The organism is Vibrio sp. Vb1755 (assembly GCF_033338635.1).
Taxonomy (GTDB): Bacteria; Pseudomonadota; Gammaproteobacteria; order Enterobacterales; family Vibrionaceae; genus Vibrio; species Vibrio alginolyticus.
On sequence record NZ_JAWOTA010000016.1, the window covers coordinates 44,045 to 67,000 of the forward strand.

Here is a 22,956-nt window from a genome sequence, read left to right on the forward strand (position 1 = left end):
TACTAATTCAACGCTGTTTTCAGCTTCTCAACGCGGTTAAACAACAGCCAATCCAGTGCAAGAACCGTAACAATCGCGAAACCGCCCATCGGGAACGCGAGACACAATATCACTAACGTTACTAAGCCAAGCTTCCAAATACTGTCTTGCTGAAACTTAGGTGGCGCCCCTAATGCAGCACTGCGACTTGGTCTACGAATCCACCACATCACCACGCCTGTGATTGAGATTAAGATGAACGCCAAACAGAACACTACGTTGAGTACTTTGTTCAATATACTCACATCACCTTGATGCAATGACACACCTGCCGCCATGAACTTGGCAAATAGGCTGTAATCTTGCCACGTTACATCCACCAACAAGCGACCGGAATACTGGTCAAAGTGGCTGGTGCGATCTTGTCTTGGGTCAGAGATATCGCCACCCATAGAGTTAGCTGCAACGGTGTAAACGCCCGTCTCAGAGCGTGGCAAAAACAGCTTATAGCCAGTGAAGCCCATCATTTCAGCCTTGAGGATGATATCATCAATGGAGAGCGCATCATGACTGCCTGCGTATGCCGTCTCTTCCTTCATATTGGCATGATCATGAGCGGGCTTATCTTTCGACTCTGGCACAGCAGCAAGCTCTAAGTTCCATGGCATCTCTTCTGATGCACCATGGTTAAGATCTTTATGTGTCAGTGTGGATTCCGGTTTCTCACCCCATGTGTAATAGGTTGGGAAGGTATTCCAAGCTTGTACCATTTTCGCACCCCAGATCCCTGCCCACGACAATCCTGAAATCAAAAAGAACAACAGCACAATCGACAGCACACCACCTAAATTCGCATGCAGGTCACGAATCAAAATTCGAGGGCCATTGTTAAAGCGGATTTTCAAAAAGCCGGCGCGGCTGGCATTGTCTCTAGGTAACCAAAGGTACAAACCAGACACCAACAGCAAAATCCCCAAACTTGCGGCGATTTCAATTAAGCGGTCACCTAGGTCGCCGATGAGCAAGGTGCCGTGAATGCTGTTCATCAGTTCATAGATGCTATCACCACGATTAATGGTGCCTTGTACGTCTCCTGTGTAAGGATTTACTGCAACAATCAGAGAGCTGCCTTCTTGGTTTTGAATCGAGAATCGGTTGGCAATATCGGCCGTTTTAGCAGGTACAAATTGAGTGACATTAAAATCGGGATACGCCTGCTTTACGGTTTCTAATTGTGCAGAGACAGGAACCATTTGTTCTTGTGGTGAAACTTGTAATGTCGCTTCGTATCGAGCCAATTCGATTTCGTCATCAAACAACATCACCAACCCCGTGAGGGAAAGCATGAGCATAAATGGAATGACGAACAAACCTGCGTAAAAGTGCCATCGCCACGTCATAAAGTAGATGGATTTTAAGCGTGAGGCTTCCTTGAGTTGAGGCTTTGCCGAGTTTCTCAACATGTGTATTTTCCTTTTTTCATTATTGAACACCCAAATTGAGCCAAACGCATCCTGCACATACGCATTCGTATGCGGCGCTAATTGACTTAGATTCAGGAGTACCACTGCTCGAAGTGGCAGTGTTGCTGACTATATACCCAAGTGACTTCAAGATGCTGGATTCAGAGCGTTGTCATTGATTCGAGTGCAAAGAAAACAACGCTGTGTAATAGACAACTCTTTCCAAGTTGTTTGAAGCAGCAATCGGAGCAATGACACGCTCCCGAAGGGCGAGTTGCCTTGGCTTGTATACTTTGTTGTCGATATCTTGATTTAGACCCACTAGACCTTTAAATCGCCGCCGCGTCTACAAACCAAGTCATTCTCGCTGAACCAAGCATCTCGAGGTTACTTGGGTATCGTGTAATTGTTTTCGTTATGAGAAAAGGGAAACTGGCGGCGCTCTAGGAACTGGTGTTTCAAATCGCACACTTAGAGCCAAATAAGCGTGCCTGTCAGAAGTCACCAAGCTCTGTCTTGAAAGTATCGGTGTCGTTGGAAGTGTATCGTGATGAAAAGTCGAGAAGTGGCTAAACGGACAAGGCTTGCCTTTGTGGCTGACCGAATTGTCGCCCTCTTCTATTTGGACCAACTCAAAACCGTTAAGCGTACATAACGTCGCCCACACGCCCATGCTGTTACCATGAGCATTGATAACAGGCATCAGCGTCACTAGCACCCAACTGAGAGCACTAGCAAATAACATCGAGCGGTAAAAAGGAATTAATCTACGCATAACGGTGACTTAACAAATTTCACACAGCGTAACCAATTTTGAGTGATAGCTCAAAAACAGGATCAATAAGTGCTTGCTACCTCACAGGTTTTCTTGAATGCATCGATTGACAGTCGCAAAAAAGCCCGCCGAAATGGCAGGCTGATAATGTGTTCATTCATTACTTAGAGATAACGCGTAATCCACTGCCACGAGCAAATGCTCCGCTCAGTAGATAATTAGCCAAACAACTTGCTCCAAATGCTTGGATTGCGCTTGTCGTGGTACTCTTCACGAAGACTATCGATTTCACGCAGTTGAGCTTTTGCTTCTTGTAGCTTGCCCGCATCAAGATCCGCTTCAATCTTATCTAGCGTTACCGTCAGCTTGTTAAAGCCTTCTAAGTAAGTATCAAACTTCTCTGGTGGGTAATTACCACGCTTAGATTGTTCAACAATCGCTTGCAAGCTATCAATCGCAGATTTCATGGTTTCGACATCAGATGCTTCTGCCGCCTGTTTGAATTCCATCTTCATCTGTTTCATGTTTTGTTTTAAATCAACCGCTTCTGCCATTGCGTATGTTGAGCCAAACGCAATCGCACACCCTAGGACTAAAGGACGTAACATTTTTCACTTCTCCATTTATAGTGCCGAATTCTGTGTCGGCTTTATTCACCCAAATAACCTACGCCATAAAAGGCGAAAAACTAGCTTAGTTGAGTATTTCCGGGTCGCAGTGTAAAGCAATCTGGCGTCGGGTGCATACCTTAAATGTAATCAAGTTTATGCGTTGAGAATGCTGTCATATTCTGCAATTGGTTTACGGCCTCTCAAAGCTAAGAAAGACAAAAACTGCTGAGCGGTGTGAGTAATCACTTTCTTGCTATCAATACCCACTTTGTCCATTAACTCTCCAACCAAATCCAGATTACCAACATCGTGACAGAAGTGCGCGTCACTGCCCGTGGTGAAGAAAACACCGAGATCTTTCCCGATTTGTGCAATCTCGTGGCAACGGTCTACGCTGCCTACTCGGCTGTTGCCTTTCAGCGTGGTGTTATTAATTTCAATCGCGACATTGTGCTCTTTCGCGCACGCTAAAACGGTCTGAAAATCAAAGTCGAAATTTGGATTACCAAGATGACCGAGCGCATCAATACGACCACTCTGAATGACATTAACAAGTGCTTCCGTGTGAGTTTGCTTGTTTGCAGGACGAAAAACGGGTTCATGAAAACTCGCAATCACCCAATCTAAGTTGCGGTCCACACTCAGTGGAATATCAATGTCGCCTTCGGTATTCATAATGTTAGATTCAACGCCGCGAATAATCGCAACGCCTTCAAGAAAGCGAGGCAGAATTTTCTGGTTAGAGAAGAACCAGTAATGAGGCGCACCCGGCATTGATTCTGCGTGATCGGTCGTGCAGAACATATCCAGCCCGTTCTCTTTTGCCAACTTTGCATTTTCAATCAAGGTACTGTACGCGTGACCACTTGCGTACGTATGTGTATGGGTATCAACTTTAAATTCCATCATCCACTCTCTAAGGTGCGCTATCTTGCGTGCTATTGTATACCTTCAGGCAACGCATCGTCAGCCCAAGATAAGCAAGAACCCTAAGCTTGCTCTTCACTAATGGCTTTTATCAAGGGTAAGGCTTTTTCCCATCCGTGATTAAACATAGAAACAAAGTCGTTGTGAGTATGAATGGTAACATTGAGTAGTAAACGATCGTTGTTGGTATCGATCTGGTAGATCTCTCGCGATCCGATCCACCTAGATGCTAGGTCAGCATCGAGTTGTTGACGATTATCCGGATTAAAAATGGCAACATGATGAAATTCAAGTTTTTGAAGCGGTAGCACCGTATCTATGATCGCCCTTGTCCCGCCCATATCTGGATCAAAAAAAGTGATGCCACCTCCTTCTTCCCAAGCTCCTTCAAATTGAGACTGCGGTGAAAAGGCTTGTGCCCAACGTTTATACAACTCAACATCGGTTAGCACTTCCCACACTCGTTGCGGTGTCGCCGAAATTTCGACGTAATAATTTAGCGTAAGCATGATTTCTCTCCCTGAACCTTTCTTGACGCTAGCCCATACTCAGGAAAAATCAAACCACACGACCAATTTATCTACCTGCCCCCTTCATTTTCGACAGACTAAGAAGTTCTCGCTTGTAAACCGCCACTGCGATGCGCCTTAAAGCGAACCCAACATGTGTTCAGTATGATTGCGAGCACTATTAAACTCATCCCAACAATTTGACTTTGACTCATTCGGTCTTCAAAAAACAGGCTCTGCCAAACCGCAGTGAACAATAAGTTAGTAAAAATGAGTGGCGCAAGTTGAGAGCCACTGCTTGCCAGTTTATATGCTTTGGAGCGAAAAACTTGGGTGTTAATGATCATCAGAGACATCATACCGATCCACAGCGTATTTGAAGAAATCTCAGGCGCCATAACACTCATATTAAGTAACACGTCGAAGTCGTTAAACAAAGTTAGCGGCAACAGAAATACGGCAGCAAATCCAAACGCCCAAAAGTTGATTTCTAGCGGCGACATATTTGTTTTACTCACTTTATATAACGTAAGCTGAGAACCAGAATTGAAGAGTCCCCCAGCCAAACCGAGCAATAAATCCGCTCGCCATGTAATCTCACTTCCACCGCCCGCTAACATAACCACACCAGTGAACGCCATTGCTAAAGCCACCAATGTTGAAACACGAATGCGCCCCCTCATGAACAGCTTTTCAACCAAGGGAATAAATAATGGGCCAGTAGCAAACAACACAACCCCTTCTACCAGCGTTAACGTTTGTAATGACGCGATAAAGCAAAGTTGTGACAAACCGATACAAAGAGCACGCAATAAAATAGGCTTTAGCGTGCCCGCTTTAGGAAAGGTAAGGTTTTTCACACGAAGTAAGATAAGCAAGATAAGCGCAGGCACCAAAAAACGTAAGAAGCTAAATAGTGTGACGGAAAGTTCGCCTGACAACTGCTTTGCTAACAGTCCAGTAACAGATAAGCTTAACGTAGACATCAACATGAAAAGGATAGATTTATTTACAGCATTCATTCAATACTCCTTAATATATGGAGCATTTTAAAAGACATCACTTATCGTAAATAGCGAGTAATATTAACCATTGATGTAAGAAAAACTTACAGTTTAACTTATCTATCACCAGCTACGGTTTTTAAATTATGCGGAAACTAGTCCCCTTAAAGTCCATCTACGCATTTGTTGCAGTAGCTGAGTCTGGCAGCATGACAGAAGCAGCACAGATATTAAGTGTGAGCCACTCAGCCGTAAGTCAGGCGATTAAATCGCTGGAGAGTCAAGTCAACAAGCCTTTGTTTGATCGCATAGGCAGACAAGTTCAACTCAATGCGGACGGTAAAAAGTATTACCGAAAGGTGGCACCCGCTTTAGAGCAAATTGTCGATGCAACGGAAGCACTCATCCAAGATCAGAACTTGCAACGTGTTACGCTCAATATGGTGAATTCATTGGCTCTTCACTGGTGGATTCCTCGAATGTCAGATTTACAAGGGTTTGCTCCTCAATTAGACGTTCGTTTATCAAACCTGTCTGGCAGATTCAATTTAGAACAAGAAGGTATCGACGCGGCCTTGGTGCATGGAAATCCCGAAGAATGGCAGGATTACTACTGCGAAAAGCTCAGTGAAGATGAACTGGTTTTGGTGTGCAGCCCTGAATTGTTAGCGACGACAAAGGACTCAAACATCACTCAACTCTTAAAGCAGTATCCCATCATTGAAGTTACTAACGAGCGAAGAAAAAACGACTGGAACGTGTGGCAGGACGCGACGGGTATCCAGCGACCTAAAAATAAAAAACCAATCACTTTTAACATGTCGATACAAGCCGTCCAGGCCACAACTCGTCGTTTGGGGTTATTGGTCACTCATCGCTTGTTTGTGAAGGATGACATCAAATATGGTCAGCTAATCGAGCTGGGTGAACCCGTCATTAATCCTCATCAACAGCTTTACTTTGTATGCCCGCCACACAAGCTAAAGCTTGAATCGTTTCATCTGTTGCGATCTTGGCTACAACAATCATTCAACTATTAGAAACTTTTGTTAAGCACATTCACTGAAAAACTAGTATAAAGTTAGAAGAGCACTTTTCATCCAAGGATGGTTTATGAAGCAGTATCAAATATGGCTAAGCGCACTCTGTTTTGCAGTATCTTTGAGTACGACCGCTGAAGCAGAAAATGATAACCGCCTTTCAGAACAAGGGATCTCCACGGCAATTATTGGGGGTCAGCAGGCTACCCAAAACCAACTTCCTTTTTTTGCACGTCTTATTCTACATAAAACTGGCGCTAATCAGTTTGCCAATATTTGTGGGGGAACCATTGTAAACGACCGCTTCATTTTAACTGCGGCCCACTGCGTAGAACCAAGCGTTTTTACTGATGGCTGGACAATCAACGATCTACGAGTGCTAGTCAAAAACCCTACGATGAATGACGTGTTTGTTGAAGAATTCAAAGATGTTCGCTCTATCACGATTCATCCTGATTATGTGCCTAGCGATTTATGGATTAATGACATCGCTGTCCTTGAATTGACTAGACCTATCACCGATAACGTCCAATCCATCACTTTACCGCAAGACTTTGGAGACTACAGCAGCAAGTCAGTTTATCAGATATTCGGTTTAGGTCAGACCTCAACCAATGATGAAAGCCCCCCTAACTATTTACGCTGGGCAGAAGTAAAACCCCTTACCGACACCCAATGCGCTTCGTTGGTAACAGGGTTTAACGCTCAAGAAAGTTTATGTGCGAATGGATTTCCTGAACGAAGCTACACTGGCATCTGTCGTGGTGACTCAGGCGGTCCTCTCACCTATCAAGACAATAATGGTATGTATCAGCAAATTGGCATTGTGAGCTACGGTTCTTCAGTTTGCGAATCCGCTGCGATTCCAAGTGTGTTTACCGAGATTTTGAACTATGCAACATGGATTGAGACCCAAACCAGCTCAGGTGTAAAAACCAGTTATAACGCCCTCTTAGCAAGTTCGGAAGATTATCATAGCGAAGGGGACTCTGGCTTTGAGCCTGTCGATACCAACACATCTGGCTTTGGTAACAACGGCAGCAGTGGCGGCGGTGCTCTCGGATCAGGGTTGATCATGCTTGGAGGCTGGTTTGGTTGGCTAAGACACCGCAGAAATTATTCGCGCTCCTAGTAGCGTCAACAAGACATCATAATATCTTGCGCTTAACGCGAGAGTTAATGATGTCTTCAATCATCTTTTGCTCTTTTTTCGCTTTTTCATAGTTCTGCTTAGTACGCCAACGTTCAAGCACTTTTTCTAACCCTTGAACGCGTGCGTGCTTGTTTTCTAGCGTTTTCTGTACAGATGCACATTCCGCTTGCATAACGGCTTGCTCTTGCTCGTGGTGACGAAGCATTCTTTGTAGCATTTGGTCAACACGATTAAAGTTCATCAAAGCCGCGCTCGTCAGCGTCGGACCGGTTCGGGTTGATTGTCCAGCGTGGCCTTTCAACGCCGACAACTGTTCCAATTGCATTGAAAGATGGGAGTGACGCTGACGCATGGCATCAAGTTGTTGACCCACACGGTCACGCTGTTTTTCTTCCATTTGCTGTAACTTGCCTACGGCTTTTAACTTGGATTTCATTTCAGCCTTGTCACTCCCATTTGATTAAGCACTTTGAAAAAGCTGCGCGAGCTCGGTCAAACTGGTTGGGTAATCTACAGACTCGTTGGCAGCTTGTTGTAGATATGCACGCAAATTTGGATACATAGCAACAGATTGATCTAACTCAGGATCTTGTCCTGGTTGATAACCCCCTAATGGCAGTAACTCTTTAACCTGAAGGTAGTTGGAGTACATTTGACGGAAGTTATTCGCAATCGTGCTGTGTGCGGCCTGCGTACAAGTATTCATACAACGGCTAATAGACGCGTTGATATCTATCGCGGGATAATGCCCTTGCTCAGCCAGTTGACGCGATAAAACGACATGCCCATCTAAGATGGCGCGCGCGGAATCCACGACAGGATCTTGTTGGTCGTCTCCTTCTGCCAATACGGTGTAAATTGCCGTTAAGCTACCATGTTGATTTTCACTGTTACCCGCTCGCTCTAGGAGTTGAGGTAACACGCTGAAGACAGAAGGCGGATAACCACGAGAAGCTGGAGGCTCACCGAGCGAAAGAGCGATTTCGCGCTGTGCCATGGCGTATCGGGTTAGAGAGTCCATCAGAAGTAGAACGTCTTTGCCTTGGTCTCGGAAATACTCTGAAACGCGATGACAAAGTAGTGTCGCTCTTAACCTCATTAGCGGGGATTCATCAGCAGGAGCCGCGATAATAATCGCTTTCTTGCGCGCTTCTGGGGTTAAGTTTCTCTCGATGAACTCACGTACTTCTCTGCCTCGCTCACCGATAAGCCCGACCACAATTACATCGGCCTCCGTGTTTTTGGTGATCATCCCCATTAACACACTTTTACCGACGCCACTGCCAGCCATCAAACCAATACGTTGGCCTTTGCCTACCGTCAATAGTCCATTAATCGCTCGCACGCCTACGTTGAGTGGTGTATCAACTGGGCGTCGCTTCAGTGGGTTAATCGGTTTTGGTTCAAGTGAAACTCGATCCCCCCCCTTAAGCGGTGCCCCATCATCTAACGGCTCACCTAAACCATTCAGTACGCGTCCTAACCACTGAGAGCTTAGCTGCACGGTACTGTCACCATCAAGAGGGATGACTTTTGCACCTGCAAACAGACCGCCTAAACGGCGGATAGGCATGAGGTAAGCAATAGTGTGTTCAAAGCCCACAACTTGCGCTTCGATCATATCGCCTTCCGCGGTTTCTACGAGACAACGCTGCTCAAGCTTAAACCGACACCCTACGGCTTGTAACATTAAGCCGTTTACTTTTATCAATCGCCCTGTTACGCGAGCAACAGGGATTGAATCGAGCGAAGCCAAGGCTTCGCTCAAACGCTCACTTAATAGTTCATGGCTTAGGGTATTACTCATGCTCAGACTCTACCTGTGGAATACTGACTTCATCCAAAAGGTGTTGCTTTACATTGTCCATACAGGCTTCCAAACGAGAGTCGCAGCTCGCATCCGCTTCTGCGTCATCAGTCACTAACTGACAGCCACCAATAGGAAGCTCCGTATTAGGGACCAGTTTCCAAGATTGCGGCAAATCAGCATTGATGTGAGTAATGCGCTCTAAATCTTGCGGATTTAAATGCACAGTTACTGTTTCCGCTTTACCAGGCATGGCAGACAATGTCTCGTCCACCAAAGCTAGGATCTGCTGAGGCATTAAAGTGAGCTCAGCACGAATCACTTGCTGAGCAACCTTTTGTACCAGTTCACAAATCATATGGCGTTGTTGCTGTTCTTTTTCATCTTGCCAACGAGAAAGGGCGTGAAAAAGTTCATTGACAGGCTTCGCCGCCTCCAAAAAGCCTTGCTTTCCAGACTGCTCACCGGAAACAAAGCCTTTTTGGAAACCTTCTTTTTGACCTTCCAACAGACCTTGTTGCTTGCCCTGTTCGATACCTTGGCGTAAACCTTCCTCATGTCCTTGTTGCAAACCTTGTTGAAAACCTTCTTCAAGTTGCTGTTGGATATCTATTTGAGGTTCTTGCCAGCCTTGGTTATCTAGCCCGAATTCGTCTTCGATAGTCTTAGGTTGCGCTAAAGGCGGAAAACGGTGTAAACGATACCCGCTCGGAGGCAATCGCATAGTACTTGATTTTGTCTCTAGCATGACCTTACTCCACCGTTGGCTCTTCATAGAGAAGCAGCTGAACTTCACCAGATTCATCCAGCTCACGTACCATTTGCATGATGTCTTGACGTGCTTTTTGAACTCGACTTAACGCAACAGCGCCGCGTGCGTCCATGTCATCTTCTAGCGCTTTCACCATACGTTGCGGCATTGAACGCTTAATAGCTTGTTGTAAGGTAATATCGGAACCTTTTAGCGCAACTGCCCACAACTCTAGCGGGATTTGCTGCACCAACATATCCATAGTTTCTTCGCGTTGTCGGCCAAGAACCATAAAGTCGAACATGTTTTCTTCGATTGCATTAACAACATCTTCATCATGCAACTTCAGCATTTCCATCAATGAACCACGGTCACCTTCAAAGCGGTTAATGATATCTGCTGCTTGCTTAACACCTGATAACGGCGTGCTTTGACTTGCGGATACTTTTTCGATGCAACGCTCAACGAGTTCATGCAAATCAACGGCAACTTGATGATCGATATCTTGCAATTGAGCAATACGGAACAATATTTCGTCATGGTAATCTTGTGGCAAGTGCTTCAATACCGCTGAAGAGCTGTCCGCTGGCAAATACGCTAGAAAAATTGCTTGCATTTGTGGGTGCTCATTCACAATGAAACGAGCGAGAGTTTCTGCTTCCACCCACTGTAAGCGCTGCATATTGTTGCGAATTTCATCGCCATATAAGGTATTTAATAACCCTTTTGCCAAATCGTTACCCAACGCTTTGCGCAATGTATTAGATAGGTATTCCTTAGAGGCTCCTCGAATACCGCTGTGCTCACGGAAATCTTCAAAGAAAGTTTGAATAACACCACGAGCAGAATCGCTCTTAATGCCATTTAACTTCGCCATTGCACGAGTCACACGCTGGGTTTCATCACGGCTAAAGTGTTGCAAAACCTTCGCTGCGGCATCCTCGCCCATGCCTAATAGCACGAGCGCGGTTTGTTCAACATAACTAAGCGTCTGCTTTGATAGAACTGTGTTCATTGATGTTTACCCATTGTTTCAGTATTTCGGCTACGCGCTCTGGCTCTTCATTAGCAATAAGCTGTAGGTGTTTCAATTGAATTTCTAATGGCGAACCTGCTGGTGGTAGCATGTCGCTGTTTACATCTAAACCTGAAGAGGCTGAGATGCCTTTTTCAGATAGGCGGCGATCAAGTACTTCTTCATGCTCGCGTTCTTCACGCGTTTGCAAGTTTTCGTAGTCAGGCTCTTCCTGAGGCTCAGCAAAATTTAGCTCAGGCACAGGTTTATCAACGCCAGTCAGGTGCATGATTAATGGACGCAGTACGAAGAAGATCATCGCCAAGCCTAACAAGCCACCAATAACGTAGCGTATTGGCTGCTGTACTGTAGGGTCTTGCCACCACGGCAGTGCAGGAGGAGCATCAATTTCGATTGGGGTGAAGTTGAAACTCATTAAACTTAAGCTGTCACCTCGTGTGGCAGAGATACCAACAGCATCCATGATCATGTTTGAGATTTGCTCTTTATCGGCTTCACTCCACGCAACACCATCTGGCGAAGCTTTGGAGTTCAACAGAACCGAGACACTAAGCTTTTCTATTTGGCCTTGTTGGTATTGAGTACGACGAACACTACTACCTACAGCATATTGACGATTCACTTCAGATCGCGCATTCGTGTTTTGGCTGTCGTTCGTTTCCACTTCACCAGATCCTGTCACTGGCGGTTGGTTACTTAGAGAACCTGGAACACCCAACGCAATTTGATCAACCGAGTTGTTATGAATGGTGTGCTCATTACGCACAACCGGCGCGTTATCCAAAATTTCTTGTGTTTCTTCAACTTGGCTAAAGTCCAGATCGGCAGCGACTTGTACGCGGAAGTTACTCGGCCCCACAATCGGCGTAAGCATGTCTGCTGCGCGTTGGATGATCTGTTTTTCAACACTCTTCTGGTATTCAAGATATTTCGCGTTTACTTTACCGGCTTCCGCAGAAGCGACATCCGCACTAAGAAGACGGCCGTACTGGTCAATGACAGAAACAAATTCTGGCTTCATTGCCGTGACACTGCCAACCACTAGGTTAATGATCGCTTCAACTTGTTCAGGCTTTAAGTCTTCACCAGGTTTGAGCTCAAGCATGACAGATGCTGATGGATTCTCACTGTTTTGGCGGACGAATAGAGTTTGACGAGGTATTGCTAAATGAACACGCGCGTTCGCTACTGAGTTCAAAGACATGATAGTACGTACTAACTCACCTTCTAAACCATGACGATAACGCGCCGTTTCCATAAATTGGCTCGTACCAAGAGAGCTATCTTCCTTGAGCGAATCCAAACCTGTCGGCAGCTTAGCTTTAACACCTTTTGATGCAAGCAACATGCGTACCTTCGCAACCTCACCTTCTGGTACAAGAACTTGTCCATTTTGCTCTTGCATGCGGTAGCTTACGCCTTCGCTTTCTAATACCGACACAATTTCGCCGATATCAAAACGCTCTTGCTGGCTATAGAGCGGACGAAAGCTCTGCGAGGAACTCCATAGTGCAACCACAATAATCGCTGCAACAATCGCAGCTAACACCGCAGATAGCACTAAGTTTCTCTGACTGCTAGACCAGATTTGCTTCAGCTTCGTTGTCACATCGTCCATGCCGTTGGCAGTAGAAAATGTCTGTGCTGTGCCGGTAGCCATAGCTGTGTTTCCGGCGACTTGGGGGGTTAGTTCTGACATGAATTACACCGGCATCTTCATAATATCTTCAAATGAGGTCACGACTTTGTTGCGCACTTGCATCAAAGCATTAAAGGACAAGCTGGCTTTTTGGCTCGCGACCATTGCACCAACTAGGTCATCACTTTTTCCTGTTTCTACGGCCGTCATTTTTTGACTAGCCACTGATTGATGTTGATTCACTGTATCCAACACATTTGTCATCGCTTGTGAGAACGATAAAGGTGCGTTTAGTGATTGTTGATCTAAAGGATTTGCACTCACGATAAACTCTGGCGGCTGCACTTGTGCCTGCATCGCCTGCATTTTTGACAACATAAGTTGCTCTGCCGAGACCGCATGAGTAGGTTGACTTGCCATCTATTTTTTCTCCTATTAGGCAGCCGAGCCTAGTGCCGACTGTAAATCAATACCATGTTCTCGCATTGCTGCGAGCTTGTAGCGTAGCGCTCGAGTAGAGACTCCAAGCGCGTTTGCGGTTTTCGTTCGGTTTCCACCAAACTGACGTAACTTTTCCAAAATAAACTGATATTCAGCTTGCTTCTTCGCTTCTACATGACCAAAACTTGAAGTTGGCTCTGCTGTAGGAACTGACGCGACAAGCTCAATAGGCAGCATCAGGTCATGGGCTGTAATGTAATCACCATGACGCATGACCAAAGCGCGTTGAATGACATTTTCCAACTCACGAATATTGCCCGGCCAGTGATACTGACTCAGCGCACTAATCGCATCTTGGGATAGGTGACAGCGGCTACTATCTTGATACTTTTCAATAAAGAATTGGCTAATCGGTAGAATGTCCTCTTTTCTTTCACGCAAAGGCGGCCAGTGCAGAGGCAGCACATCTAATCGATAATAAAGATCTTCACGGAACGTGCCTTTTTGAACTTCCTCACGTAAGTCTTTGTTGGTTGCCGCAATAACACGAATATCGAGCTGAACGGCTTTATGGCTACCAACACGTTCTACTTCACGCTCTTGAAGGACGCGTAACAATTTCGCTTGAACCGCAGGTGACATTTCACCAATCTCGTCAAGCAGAATCGTCCCGCCATTTGCTTCTTCAAACTTACCGCTTTGAGAATTTGTCGCTCCGGTGAACGCGCCTTTTACATGACCGAATAGCACAGCCTCTAACATTGACTCTGGAATGGCGGCACAGTTAACCGCCACAAATGGACCATTGATACGCGGAGAGTGCTCATGCACATATCGCGCCAGCACTTCTTTACCCGTTCCCGATTCACCTGTAATAAGCACACTCGCGTTAGTACATGCTGCACGATGCGCCAATTGTAGAACTTGTTTGCTTCTCCAAGACTCTGCAACAATGTTGGCCATTGGCTTACCTAACGCTTCAACACGTTTAAGCAGATTAACCAACTGATTAGATTCAAATGGGCGTAATAGATAATCAGTAGCGCCCGCTTTCATCGTCTCAGCAGCCAAGATGCCTTGTTCTTGGTCGACAATCGCAATAACAACACCCGAATTTCGCTGCTTTTGGTGACACGCGACAAACTCACGAACACACATATCCGGCAGCGTAGAGCTCACTAAAGTGATTTCTGCTCGCTCTTCAAGCAAAGCGCCTCGACCAGTACGAGTGTGTTTCGCGGTGTAACCTGCATTTTGCAACACATCCAATACTGGTTGAGCAAGAGCTTCATTTGGCTCAACCAACAAAATTTTCGTTTTCGTCATCATTGAACCTTAACTTTCGTTTGTTGATTTTGTGATTGTAGATCTGGGTGGTGTTTCGTAGCCGTATACTCGTTGTCCCTCACTAAACGCAGGGTGACACGTCGGTTTTTTGCTTGGCCATTAACCGAGTTATTGCTGGCAATTGGGTAACGTGAACCATGAGCTCGTGTTTCGATCATCGACTCGTCGACCCCAAGCTCAATCAAAGCATTGGTGACTTGCTCTGCTCGAGTACGTGACACAGAAAGGTTCGTTAAACTTGAACCAACGTTATCGGTGTGACCGTCGATGAGGATTTTGGTCACTCGATCATCCACAGATACATAGCTATACAGCGCTTCTAGTGTTGCTTTCTGTCCACGACTTAACGTCTTCTGACCAAACTCAAATGAGAGCGCCATATCCCTTGCCTCTGAAAAAGACAATTTAGGCAATCGCGCGCGACACGCATTAAATGATTTCAATGCGTTTTGAATTTGAAGAGTAGGAATCACAATCTCTGAAACAGAGGAAGCATTACTTCCTTTAAGTGACAGCGTCACCCAACTACCCGAAGCAATTGAATCCATGAATTCTTCAGCGCCTTTATTAAAGATGAAACGCTGAGACGGCTTAGTAAATTCAAGGGAACCAAATTCTTTTCTATAAAGCTCATCACCCCAAGGAGCATTTTGAGTTGTTAAAGCAATCGTTTTCCATTTATTGTTTTCATATTCCATATCGGAAATAAAATAGAATTTATTATTAGGTTCCGCTAGGAAATAAAACTTCCCATAGTCTTTATTTGATTGCAACAAGTTGCATTTGAATTTATTTCCCTCATATGTCCATTTAGAGAGGTCCATAGGGATTGTTAAGACTTCTTCTGAATATGACACTTTTGAAAAAATAAAACTGATAACAATAATTGTGTTACAAATTATCAAACGGACATGATTCATGTATATCTTACATTCCCATGACTTAAACCGTTTAATTAAATATGCCACCAAGCCGAGAGAACTGGCATAGCTAATCATTTTAATTACCTATTCTGAATATTAAAATTGGTTACAAAACGCTCAAGAGAGCACGCTTAGCCTCCAACGGAAGCTTTAAGCATAAAAAACAGTATTTTATAATTTATTTATTTGAAATTGTTGTTACGCCATAAAGGCAATTTAAAAAATCTATAACAACTAAAACGCTCAACATTGTTATTTTATTTATTAAGCGATTTATAAAGAAAACTAACTCTTTTTAAATTTCATTAAAAGATTATGACTATATGAACAAAGCAACATGTGAACTAAAGTCACAATCTTAGAGTTTGGAGCTAAAAGATCATTAAAATTTCTGTGTAGACTACACGCCATTAAGTTAAAACACTTTCGATTGTTAACGCACGGTAAAATATAAATGGAAAATAGAGTTAGCGAGCCTATTTCTGATAGTCAACTACTTGATGTAGAATTATTAGGCAAACCTATTCATATCATTCGTGAGAAGCTCGATAATTTAATTTCAGAATCTTGCTCAAACCTTACGACTGAATTACAAAATTGGCTCAGCACAGGAAAAGTGGAAGCTAGCTTAACCTCAGTAGACTTGCACCGCTTTACATCGGTTGAGATGGACAAAGAGCAAACGTCGACCTATCAACATCAGGAAGGCGGCATGGTATTCATCCATGGTAACCCTCACACGCTAATAAAGTTGGCTGATAGATTTTATGGTGCAAGTGCAGAGCGTTCAGCCGCTACTCTGACGGCCAGTGACTTACGTTTACAAGAGCGCATCAGTCGAATCATCATCGGTTGGCTTGCTCCTGGTGAAATGTGGGACACGGGTGAGTATGAGACCCCTAGAGGAATTGGCATTAACGTTCAATTAAACATTGCGTTTGACGATCATCAAGGCTCAATTCATCTCAAGCTAGATGGTCATCTTATTCAAACGCTGATCGAGCAGCTTGAACTGCAACCTGATACCGATTTGTTTCAACCTTTCTGTCGTTCTTTAGAGACGACCCCCGTTCGACTGAACGTTGTTCTAAGTAAAAAGAAGATGCCTTTAAGTGATGTGGTTGGCTTACAACCCAACGATATTTTACCTATTGAGCTTCTTAACACGGTTCCAGTAAGCATTGGCAACCAATCTCTATTTACAGGTCGTATTGCCGAGCAAGACGGCCAACTTGTTTTGATCTTTAACCCTGATAAGGAACCGCAGCGATGAGCGAAGCGCTAGAAACTAATGCATTCGACGCAGAAGAACTGAACTTTGATGATTTTCAATTAGAAGACTTTGAAGCCGAAGATACGCTCCAACAAGAACCAGCCACTGCGGAACGTGACCTTAGCTTTTTCAAAAGCATTCCTGTCACAGTCACGCTGGAAGTTGCGAGTAAGGAGATCCCACTTGGGGACTTAATGAAAGCGGGTGAAGGCACGGTTATCGAGTTGGAAAAGCTCAATGGCGAGCCTTTAGACGTGAAAGTAAACGGTTCTCTTATGGGCCACGCTGAAGTTGTCGTTGTCAATGATAAGTATGGACTTCGTCTGATCGATGTACATGACTCTGCATTGAGTGGCGTTGGTCAATAATCTTAGGTAGGCATCACAATGAAAAATCTGAGCGCTTGGCACCGTTGGTTACCTCTTTTGGTATTGGTGTCACTTTTGTTTGCTTTCCCAACAATGGCGGCTGACAACGGCTTAACTATCTTGTCCGTTTCTGATGGCGACACACAACAAGAATACAGCGTTAAACTGCAAATTCTGTTGTTGATGACGGCGCTCAGTTTTCTTCCAGCATTTATTTTGATGGCGACGAGCTTTACTCGAATTGTCGTTGTCCTTGCGATTTTGCGCCAAGCTCTTGGTCTTCAACAAAGCCCACCTAACAGAGTGTTGGTCGGGATCGCTCTCGCATTGACGTTACTGATTATGCGCCCTGTCTGGAGCGATATTTATGAAAATGCGTTTCAGCCATACGACAACGGCGAAATCACGCTAATACAGGCTTTTTCTGTTGCAGAGAAACCAGTGAGAGAGTTCATGTTGGCACAGACGCACCAAAGCTCTCTTGAACAAATGTTACGTATTGCCAATGAGCCTCTCGACCAAAACGTTGAGGATATTTCATTTGCCGTTGTCTTGCCTGCATTTGTCATTAGTGAACTGAAAACCGCCTTCCAAATTGGTTTTATGCTTTTCATCCCGTTTTTGGTCATCGACTTGGTTGTCGCCAGTGTCCTGATGGCAATGGGTATGATGATGCTATCACCTTTGATTGTCTCACTTCCCTTTAAGTTGGTGGTATTTGTACTCGTGGATGGTTGGGCAATGACAGTTGGCACCTTATCTGCCAGCTTCGGTTAACTAGGAGCAGTTATGACCCCAGAACTAACCGTAACGTTATTTTCCGATGCAGTATGGCTGATCATTTTGATGGTTGCCGTATTGGTTGTTCCAGGCTTAATTGTCGGTTTGTGTATCGCCGTATTTCAGGCTGCCACACAAATCAACGAGCAAACACTCAGCTTTTTGCCACGTTTGCTCGTTACCTTATTAATGGTGATTTTTGCAGGTCACTGGATGCTACGTAAGATCATGGAACTGTTTGATTTCTTGTTCCACAACATACCAGGGATGATTGGCTAATGGCCATCACATTTGCAGAGCTCTCGGCGATACTCGGTCAACTCTGGTGGCCGTTTTTTCGTGTGGGAGCCGTATTTATTTCAATGCCTTTCTTTGGTGATGCGATTATTCCTGTTTGGGTTCGTACTTTACTGGCCCTCTCGATCGTTGTCATTACTGGACCGTTAATGCCACCCATGCCACAAGTCGAGTTATTCTCTATGACTTCCCTGTTCCTTGCTTTTGAGCAAGCTATTTGGGGAGTAATGTTTGGGTTAATTTTGCACATGCTCTTTAACGTTTTCACCATGCTTGGCCAGGTGATTTCTCTGCAAATGGGCTTAGGTATGGCGATGATGAATGATCCTATTAACGGGCTTTCTGTCGCCATTTTGGGACGCATATTTCTGATTTTCTCAACCTTGTTGTTCCTCGCGCTAGAAGGACACTTACTCGTCATAGATATCGTGATTCAAAGCTTTGTTGTTTGGCCAGTCGGATCTGGTATCACATCGCTTTCTCTGCAAGGTGTTGTCAACATTTTCGGTTGGATGTTTGCCTCTTCACTCGCTTTGGCTTTGCCCGCTATTGTTTCCATGCTTCTAGCCAACATCAGTTTTGGTGTAATGAACCGAGCCGCACCATCACTTAATGTCTATGCGTTAGGTTTTCCTATGACGATGCTGCTGGGTCTATTCAGCGTATTAATCTCAGTTTCTGGTGTTCCTGGTCGCTACACGGCGCTCGTTCACGACACCATTAGACACTTGAGTAACTTTATGTTGGGGGGAGCATGAGCGATCAATCTTCTCAAGACAAAACTGAAAAAGCCTCACCGCAGAAGGTAAAGAAAGCCCGCCAGGAAGGACAAATTCCTCGCGCGAAAGAGTTTACTACTGCGGTGATATTTCTAGCGGTGGCGCTCTACTTTTACTCTCAGCTTAATAGTATTTGGGAAAGCATGTCGGGTATCTTTCGCTACAACATGATGCTGACGCGAGCCGACCTAGAAAATCCTAAACAACTTGTCGAGCAATTGGGACAAAGTTTAGCGGTCATCATAGACATGCTATTACCATTGTTTACCGTCATTATTATCGTGACCTGTGGTAGTAGCCTTGTGCTAGGCGGCTGGATGTTCCGTCCCGCGAACGTAATGCCAAAGCTCAGCAAAATTAATCCTTTGAGCGGGATAAAGCGCATTTTTTCGACCCGCTCAGTGGTTGAGCTCTTAAAGTCGACGTTCAAAGTAGCGGTCATCTTCGGCATCTTATATGGCTACTTAGACAACCACTTACAGCCATTACTTGGCATGCAAAATCTCCCGCTCAGCCAAGGTTTTTCTCTAGTAATGTCAATTCTGTTTGAAGGCTTACTCTTAATGGGCTTTGCATTGTTGTTATTTGGGGTTATCGACATTCCTTATCAGCGTTGGGAACACCTAAAAGAACTCCGCATGACGAAACAAGAATTGAAAGAGGAATTTAAAAATAATGAAGGTCGTCCGGAAGTAAAGCAACGTATTCGTCAAATACAGCAACAGTTTGCGCGCCGTAAGATCGATAAAATGGTGCCGACGGCTGACGTGATCATCACAAACCCAACGCACTACGCAGTCGCACTGAAATACGAGCCTTCGCTTTCTGACGCGCCCTTTGTCGTCGCAAAAGGCGTAGACGAAACTGCTATGCACATTCAACGGATCGCCCGAGAAAACAAAGTGGAAATCATTAACTCCCCGCCACTTACCCGTTCGATTTATCACACGACGGCGATTGAACAAGCAATCCCAAGCCAACTGTACATCGCAGTGGCACATATTCTTACTTACGTTTTGCAATTGAAAGCCTTTCGTAAAGGTGAGGGAAAAGAGCCAATTCCTTTACCTCATTTTTCGATTCCAAAACATTTGCAGCACTGATTAACCCGCGTTTATCCAAGGACACGAAAGTATGCTTAACCGGTTAAAACAACTTCAAACATCAACCAAAGGCTACGTTGGCATTCCAATCGTCTTGCTAATGATATTAGCAATGGTGATTCTTCCTTTGCCTCCTCTGCTACTGGATGCGCTGTTTACCTTTAATATCGTCTTAGCAATCCTAGTATTGCTGGTCAGCACAACCGCAAAGCGACCATTAGATTTCTCTGTTTTTCCAACTATTTTGCTGGTCGCAACATTATTACGTCTCACATTGAACGTGGCTTCTACGCGAATTGTACTCCTAGAAGGACATAATGGTGGTGACGCAGCGGGTAAGGTCATTCAAGCATTCGGTGAAGTCGTCATTGGCGGTAACTACGTCGTTGGTATGGTGGTTTTCGTCATCTTGATGATCATCAACTTCGTCGTAATCACCAAAGGTGGTGAACGTATTTCTGAGGTTTCAGCCCGCTTTACGTTGGATGCTTTACCAGGCAAACAAATGGCAATTGATGCCGACTTAAACGCTGGCCTTATCGATCAGGAAACGGCTCGCTTACGCCGTAAAGAAGTCGCCAACGAAGCCGATTTTCATGGTTCGATGGATGGTGCATCAAAGTTTGTGCGTGGCGATGCCATCGCAGGTTTGTTGATTCTGTTTATCAATATCATTGGTGGTATCAGTATTGGTGTCTTCGAGCATGGACTCGCTGCGTCTGACGCCTTTAAAACTTATGCCCTACTCACAATCGGTGATGGTCTAGTTGCTCAAATTCCTTCACTACTATTGGCAACGGCTGCCGCGATTATCGTTACGCGAATTAATGATAGCGATAATGGCATGTCGGAAACCATGCAAAAGCAATTACTGGCAACTCCTGCAACGCTATTTACTGTCGCAGGTATTATGGCGGTAATCGGTATGGTACCGGGTATGCCACACCTAGCCTTTTTTGCGTTTGCTGGCGCATTAGCGTTCGCAGGGTGGCGTCAAACCAAGAAGCCAGTGCAAGACTCCCAGATCGAAGAGGTCGAAGCACTTTCACAAGCAATGCAAGACGATGATACACCGCTGACATGGGATGATATTCCTCACGTCCAAACATTATCACTTGCGCTTGGTTACCGACTCGTCCATCTAGTCAACAAAGAACAAGGGGCACCCTTATCACAACGAATTCGCGGTGTGCGTCGAAACCTTTCTGAACAAGTTGGCTTTTTATTACCTGAAGTTCGTATTCGTGACAACCTGAGCCTTAAGCCAAACCAATACACAATTTCTCTAAATGGCGAAGTCATTGAGCAAGGCTTTATTGAACCAGAGCGTTTAATGGCGATAGCGGTTGGCGAAACTTACGGTGAGGTAGATGGCATTTTGGGTAGCGATCCTGCTTATCAGTTGCCAGCTGTGTGGATTGAGCATCAAGATAAAGCAAAAGCACTTAATATGGGTTACCAAGTTGTCGATGATGGCACTGTTATTGCCACTCATATTAGTAAAATCATGAAGACAAACCTTGCAGAATTGTTTACGCACGACGATGTGGAAGCAATAACCCAGCGTTTGACACAACAAGCCCCGAAACTAGCAGAAGCATTAGCAGCAGCACTTAATCCAGCGCAGCAGCTGAAAGTATATCGTCAGCTTTTATTAGACCAAGTGCCACTAAAAGATATTCGCACGATTGCCAACACAATGTTGGAATCCGCGGAAAATACAAAGGACCCGATCCTACTTGCATCTGATGTGCGCTGTGCACTAAAGCGTACGCTTGTTAACTTAATTGCAGGACAAAAGAACGAGTTAAATGTCTACGCACTGTCTGATGAGCTAGAACAAATGCTACTAACTTCACTGCAACAAGCACAATCTTCTGGTACGGTAACACTAGATAGCTTCCCAATTGAGCCAAACATTCTTGGTCAGTTCCAACAAAACTTGCCATTGATCAGACAACAGCTTAAGCAACAGGGGCTACCTCCGATCCTTCTCGTTATGCCACAGCTGCGCCCTCTTCTAGCGCGTTACGCTCGTACATTTACACAAGGGCTGGCAGTATTGTCTTACAACGAAATCCCAGAAAACAAACAAATCAATGTGGTAGGAAACCTTGGTTAATCTTATTTCAACACATGCGATGTACGAACATTTGGTTGGTCTCGCAGTACAACATATCGTCACGGATGACGATCAATTAGTCTTTGATGCTTTAAAACACAATGATGTCCAACACGCATGCCAAGCAATTAGGGAAGCTCAATCAGGAGAAGTAGAATTCCAACACCTGACGTTGAGATTTGGTATGCGTGGAGAACAAAGTGTCTATCAATTCAAACTCTCTGAACAAATGCAGTACTGCCTGGATTTGTTCAGTCTTTACCTTGCACTAAGACAAACACAATTTCAGTTAGAAGCCTTTCATCACGACTTGATTAGTAATGTTGTCGTGCCGATTCGCGTGGATGCATTACTGTGGGAGCCTGGGGTTTATTTCCTCGAACAGACGATTCAATTCCACTCTTCTGCTTTTCAACATGTGATTCCTTCTCTTCAAGCTGATGAAACGTTATGTGATCGTGATAAAGTCGCCACACTCACCAAAAAGTTAAAAGAGAATGCATATTCACTTTGGTTTGAAGTCGCGACATCGCAAGTGAACTTCGAGCGCGTCGCAGACTTTAGTCCCGATATGATCAAATTGTCAGTCACACTAGAGGATAAAGAAGAAAGACACGCTTTCCTACCTATTGCTAAGTTCTTAAGAAAGCATAAATATACTTGGGTTGCCGGACGTGTAGCGAGTCAAACGGAACTTAACCGCTATCGTTTATTGGGTGCCAGTTATTATTTTGGTTATTTCAGCGATATCCCAACCTCTCTCTCCTTTCAGTCTTTTGATGAGGAATAGTTGAAACTCAACCATTTATATTTAAAACAGCACGATTTA

General features: G+C 44.7%; 24 protein-coding genes. 10 read left to right on the forward strand and 14 right to left on the reverse strand.

Annotated elements, in window-relative coordinates:
- Positions 1-2: 2 nt before the first annotated feature.
- From R7E00_RS14755 to R7E00_RS14780, 6 genes are all read right to left on the reverse strand, one after another.
- Entirely contained in the window at positions 3-1,442 is a 1,440-nt protein-coding gene (locus R7E00_RS14755; RefSeq protein WP_104976430.1) for a PepSY-associated TM helix domain-containing protein, read from the reverse strand.
- 415 nt (positions 1,443-1,857) lie between these two features.
- Positions 1,858-2,217, reverse strand: a complete 360-nt coding sequence (locus tag R7E00_RS14760) for a hypothetical protein (RefSeq protein ID WP_262606204.1) — start codon at positions 2,215-2,217, stop codon at positions 1,858-1,860.
- A 218-nt stretch (positions 2,218-2,435) separates the two neighbouring features.
- Positions 2,436-2,825, reverse strand: coding sequence for a cytochrome b562 (locus R7E00_RS14765; protein WP_021035869.1), 390 nt, complete (start codon positions 2,823-2,825; stop codon positions 2,436-2,438).
- Between the two features lie 156 nt (positions 2,826-2,981).
- The gene (locus R7E00_RS14770; protein ID WP_005375066.1) at positions 2,982-3,734 is read right to left on the reverse strand and encodes a phosphatase; all 753 of its coding nucleotides are present in this window, start codon (positions 3,732-3,734) and stop codon (positions 2,982-2,984) included.
- Positions 3,735-3,817: 83 nt separating this feature from the next.
- Entirely contained in the window at positions 3,818-4,264 is a 447-nt protein-coding gene (locus R7E00_RS14775; RefSeq protein ID WP_005375065.1) for an SRPBCC family protein, read from the reverse strand.
- Between the two features lie 98 nt (positions 4,265-4,362).
- Complete coding sequence (locus R7E00_RS14780; RefSeq protein WP_005375064.1) at positions 4,363-5,286, reverse strand: DMT family transporter; 924 nt, start codon at positions 5,284-5,286, stop codon at positions 4,363-4,365.
- Positions 5,287-5,414: 128 nt separating this feature from the next.
- On the opposite strand from R7E00_RS14780, the gene R7E00_RS14785 reads away from it, so the two are divergent.
- Together R7E00_RS14785 and R7E00_RS14790 are read left to right on the forward strand one after the other, a co-directional pair.
- Complete coding sequence (locus R7E00_RS14785) at positions 5,415-6,308, forward strand: LysR substrate-binding domain-containing protein (RefSeq protein WP_005375063.1); 894 nt, start codon at positions 5,415-5,417, stop codon at positions 6,306-6,308.
- A 73-nt stretch (positions 6,309-6,381) separates the two neighbouring features.
- Complete coding sequence (locus tag R7E00_RS14790; protein ID WP_005375061.1) at positions 6,382-7,440, forward strand: S1 family peptidase; 1,059 nt, start codon at positions 6,382-6,384, stop codon at positions 7,438-7,440.
- A 16-nt stretch (positions 7,441-7,456) separates the two neighbouring features.
- Here the strand turns inward: R7E00_RS14790 and fliJ are convergent, their stop codons facing one another.
- The 8 genes from fliJ to R7E00_RS14830 are packed head-to-tail and all read right to left on the reverse strand — an operon-like array spanning position 7,457 to position 15,480.
- Positions 7,457-7,897, reverse strand: a complete 441-nt coding sequence (gene fliJ / locus R7E00_RS14795; RefSeq protein ID WP_104976429.1) for a flagellar export protein FliJ — start codon at positions 7,895-7,897, stop codon at positions 7,457-7,459.
- 24 nt (positions 7,898-7,921) lie between these two features.
- Positions 7,922-9,268 carry a flagellar protein export ATPase FliI gene (gene fliI / locus R7E00_RS14800; RefSeq protein WP_053307936.1) on the reverse strand — a complete coding sequence of 449 codons (1,347 nt, stop codon included), beginning with the start codon at positions 9,266-9,268 and terminating at the stop codon, positions 7,922-7,924.
- Complete coding sequence (gene fliH / locus R7E00_RS14805) at positions 9,261-10,016, reverse strand: flagellar assembly protein FliH (protein ID WP_005375050.1); 756 nt, start codon at positions 10,014-10,016, stop codon at positions 9,261-9,263. The genes fliI and fliH overlap by 8 nt, the downstream gene beginning before the upstream one ends.
- Before the next feature lie 4 nt (positions 10,017-10,020).
- Positions 10,021-11,034, reverse strand: a complete 1,014-nt coding sequence (locus R7E00_RS14810; RefSeq protein WP_005375048.1) for a flagellar motor switch protein FliG — start codon at positions 11,032-11,034, stop codon at positions 10,021-10,023.
- Entirely contained in the window at positions 11,003-12,754 is a 1,752-nt protein-coding gene (fliF, locus tag R7E00_RS14815; protein ID WP_005384024.1) for a flagellar basal-body MS-ring/collar protein FliF, read from the reverse strand. Before fliF ends, R7E00_RS14810 begins: the two co-directional genes overlap by 32 nt.
- A 3-nt stretch (positions 12,755-12,757) precedes the next feature.
- Positions 12,758-13,114, reverse strand: coding sequence for a flagellar hook-basal body complex protein FliE (gene fliE, locus R7E00_RS14820; RefSeq protein ID WP_005375045.1), 357 nt, complete (start codon positions 13,112-13,114; stop codon positions 12,758-12,760).
- Positions 13,115-13,129: 15 nt separating this feature from the next.
- Positions 13,130-14,461, reverse strand: coding sequence for a sigma-54 interaction domain-containing protein (locus R7E00_RS14825; protein WP_031778880.1), 1,332 nt, complete (start codon positions 14,459-14,461; stop codon positions 13,130-13,132).
- Positions 14,461-15,480: an OmpA family protein gene (locus R7E00_RS14830; protein ID WP_238952459.1), complete on the reverse strand. Its 1,020-nt coding sequence runs from the start codon at positions 15,478-15,480 to the stop codon at positions 14,461-14,463. Before R7E00_RS14830 ends, R7E00_RS14825 begins: the two co-directional genes overlap by 1 nt.
- Before the next feature lie 379 nt (positions 15,481-15,859).
- Here R7E00_RS14830 and R7E00_RS14835 point away from each other — a divergent pair, with 379 nt between their 5' ends.
- Genes R7E00_RS14835 through R7E00_RS14870 form a run of 8 tightly spaced genes read left to right on the forward strand, consistent with a single transcriptional unit; the run spans position 15,860 to position 22,917 of the window.
- On the forward strand, positions 15,860-16,678 hold the full coding sequence (locus R7E00_RS14835) for a FliM/FliN family flagellar motor switch protein (RefSeq protein ID WP_005375039.1): 819 nt from the start codon (positions 15,860-15,862) through the stop codon (positions 16,676-16,678).
- A complete protein-coding gene (gene fliN / locus R7E00_RS14840) occupies positions 16,675-17,046 on the forward strand; it encodes a flagellar motor switch protein FliN (RefSeq protein WP_005375038.1) in 372 nt (123 codons plus the stop codon). Before R7E00_RS14835 ends, fliN begins: the two co-directional genes overlap by 4 nt.
- Positions 17,047-17,064: 18 nt before the next feature.
- Positions 17,065-17,823, forward strand: a complete 759-nt coding sequence (gene fliP, locus R7E00_RS14845) for a flagellar type III secretion system pore protein FliP (protein WP_005375037.1) — start codon at positions 17,065-17,067, stop codon at positions 17,821-17,823.
- A gap of 12 nt (positions 17,824-17,835) precedes the next feature.
- A complete protein-coding gene (gene fliQ / locus R7E00_RS14850; RefSeq protein ID WP_005375036.1) occupies positions 17,836-18,105 on the forward strand; it encodes a flagellar biosynthesis protein FliQ in 270 nt (89 codons plus the stop codon).
- Positions 18,105-18,881, forward strand: coding sequence for a flagellar biosynthetic protein FliR (gene fliR, locus R7E00_RS14855; protein ID WP_005375027.1), 777 nt, complete (start codon positions 18,105-18,107; stop codon positions 18,879-18,881). The genes fliQ and fliR overlap by 1 nt, the downstream gene beginning before the upstream one ends.
- On the forward strand, positions 18,878-20,005 hold the full coding sequence (gene flhB, locus R7E00_RS14860) for a flagellar biosynthesis protein FlhB (RefSeq protein ID WP_005375025.1): 1,128 nt from the start codon (positions 18,878-18,880) through the stop codon (positions 20,003-20,005). The genes fliR and flhB overlap by 4 nt, the downstream gene beginning before the upstream one ends.
- A 31-nt stretch (positions 20,006-20,036) precedes the next feature.
- Positions 20,037-22,127, forward strand: coding sequence for a flagellar biosynthesis protein FlhA (gene flhA, locus R7E00_RS14865; protein WP_005375024.1), 2,091 nt, complete (start codon positions 20,037-20,039; stop codon positions 22,125-22,127).
- 19 nt (positions 22,128-22,146) lie between these two features.
- A complete protein-coding gene (locus tag R7E00_RS14870) occupies positions 22,147-22,917 on the forward strand; it encodes an EAL domain-containing protein (protein ID WP_005375023.1) in 771 nt (256 codons plus the stop codon).
- Positions 22,918-22,956 lie beyond the last annotated feature (39 nt).

What these genes read in the sequence shown, in the direction of transcription:
- flhA (WP_005375024.1), top strand. Translation starts at nt 20,037, where the DNA reads ATGCTTAACCGGTTAAAACAACTTCAAACATCAACCAAAGGCTACGTT.
- R7E00_RS14785 (WP_005375063.1), top strand. Translation starts at nt 5,415, where the DNA reads ATGCGGAAACTAGTCCCCTTAAAGTCCATCTACGCATTTGTTGCAGTA.
- R7E00_RS14770 (WP_005375066.1), bottom strand. Translation starts at nt 3,734, where the DNA reads ATGGAATTTAAAGTTGATACCCATACACATACGTACGCAAGTGGTCAC.
- R7E00_RS14780 (WP_005375064.1), bottom strand. Translation starts at nt 5,286, where the DNA reads ATGAATGCTGTAAATAAATCTATCCTTTTCATGTTGATGTCTACGTTA.
- R7E00_RS14870 (WP_005375023.1), top strand. Translation starts at nt 22,147, where the DNA reads ATGTACGAACATTTGGTTGGTCTCGCAGTACAACATATCGTCACGGAT.
- R7E00_RS14835 (WP_005375039.1), top strand. Translation starts at nt 15,860, where the DNA reads ATGGAAAATAGAGTTAGCGAGCCTATTTCTGATAGTCAACTACTTGAT.
- fliF (WP_005384024.1), bottom strand. Translation starts at nt 12,754, where the DNA reads ATGTCAGAACTAACCCCCCAAGTCGCCGGAAACACAGCTATGGCTACC.
- R7E00_RS14810 (WP_005375048.1), bottom strand. Translation starts at nt 11,034, where the DNA reads ATGAACACAGTTCTATCAAAGCAGACGCTTAGTTATGTTGAACAAACC.
- fliQ (WP_005375036.1), top strand. Translation starts at nt 17,836, where the DNA reads ATGACCCCAGAACTAACCGTAACGTTATTTTCCGATGCAGTATGGCTG.
- R7E00_RS14765 (WP_021035869.1), bottom strand. Translation starts at nt 2,825, where the DNA reads ATGTTACGTCCTTTAGTCCTAGGGTGTGCGATTGCGTTTGGCTCAACA.
- R7E00_RS14775 (WP_005375065.1), bottom strand. Translation starts at nt 4,264, where the DNA reads ATGCTTACGCTAAATTATTACGTCGAAATTTCGGCGACACCGCAACGA.
- fliI (WP_053307936.1), bottom strand. Translation starts at nt 9,268, where the DNA reads ATGAGTAATACCCTAAGCCATGAACTATTAAGTGAGCGTTTGAGCGAA.
- fliE (WP_005375045.1), bottom strand. Translation starts at nt 13,114, where the DNA reads ATGGCAAGTCAACCTACTCATGCGGTCTCGGCAGAGCAACTTATGTTG.
- R7E00_RS14755 (WP_104976430.1), bottom strand. Translation starts at nt 1,442, where the DNA reads ATGTTGAGAAACTCGGCAAAGCCTCAACTCAAGGAAGCCTCACGCTTA.
- fliN (WP_005375038.1), top strand. Translation starts at nt 16,675, where the DNA reads ATGAGCGAAGCGCTAGAAACTAATGCATTCGACGCAGAAGAACTGAAC.
- fliR (WP_005375027.1), top strand. Translation starts at nt 18,105, where the DNA reads ATGGCCATCACATTTGCAGAGCTCTCGGCGATACTCGGTCAACTCTGG.
- R7E00_RS14790 (WP_005375061.1), top strand. Translation starts at nt 6,382, where the DNA reads ATGAAGCAGTATCAAATATGGCTAAGCGCACTCTGTTTTGCAGTATCT.
- R7E00_RS14760 (WP_262606204.1), bottom strand. Translation starts at nt 2,217, where the DNA reads ATGCGTAGATTAATTCCTTTTTACCGCTCGATGTTATTTGCTAGTGCT.
- fliH (WP_005375050.1), bottom strand. Translation starts at nt 10,016, where the DNA reads ATGCTAGAGACAAAATCAAGTACTATGCGATTGCCTCCGAGCGGGTAT.
- fliP (WP_005375037.1), top strand. Translation starts at nt 17,065, where the DNA reads ATGAAAAATCTGAGCGCTTGGCACCGTTGGTTACCTCTTTTGGTATTG.
- flhB (WP_005375025.1), top strand. Translation starts at nt 18,878, where the DNA reads ATGAGCGATCAATCTTCTCAAGACAAAACTGAAAAAGCCTCACCGCAG.
- fliJ (WP_104976429.1), bottom strand. Translation starts at nt 7,897, where the DNA reads ATGAAATCCAAGTTAAAAGCCGTAGGCAAGTTACAGCAAATGGAAGAA.
- R7E00_RS14825 (WP_031778880.1), bottom strand. Translation starts at nt 14,461, where the DNA reads ATGACGAAAACGAAAATTTTGTTGGTTGAGCCAAATGAAGCTCTTGCT.
- R7E00_RS14830 (WP_238952459.1), bottom strand. Translation starts at nt 15,480, where the DNA reads ATGATTAGCTATGCCAGTTCTCTCGGCTTGGTGGCATATTTAATTAAA.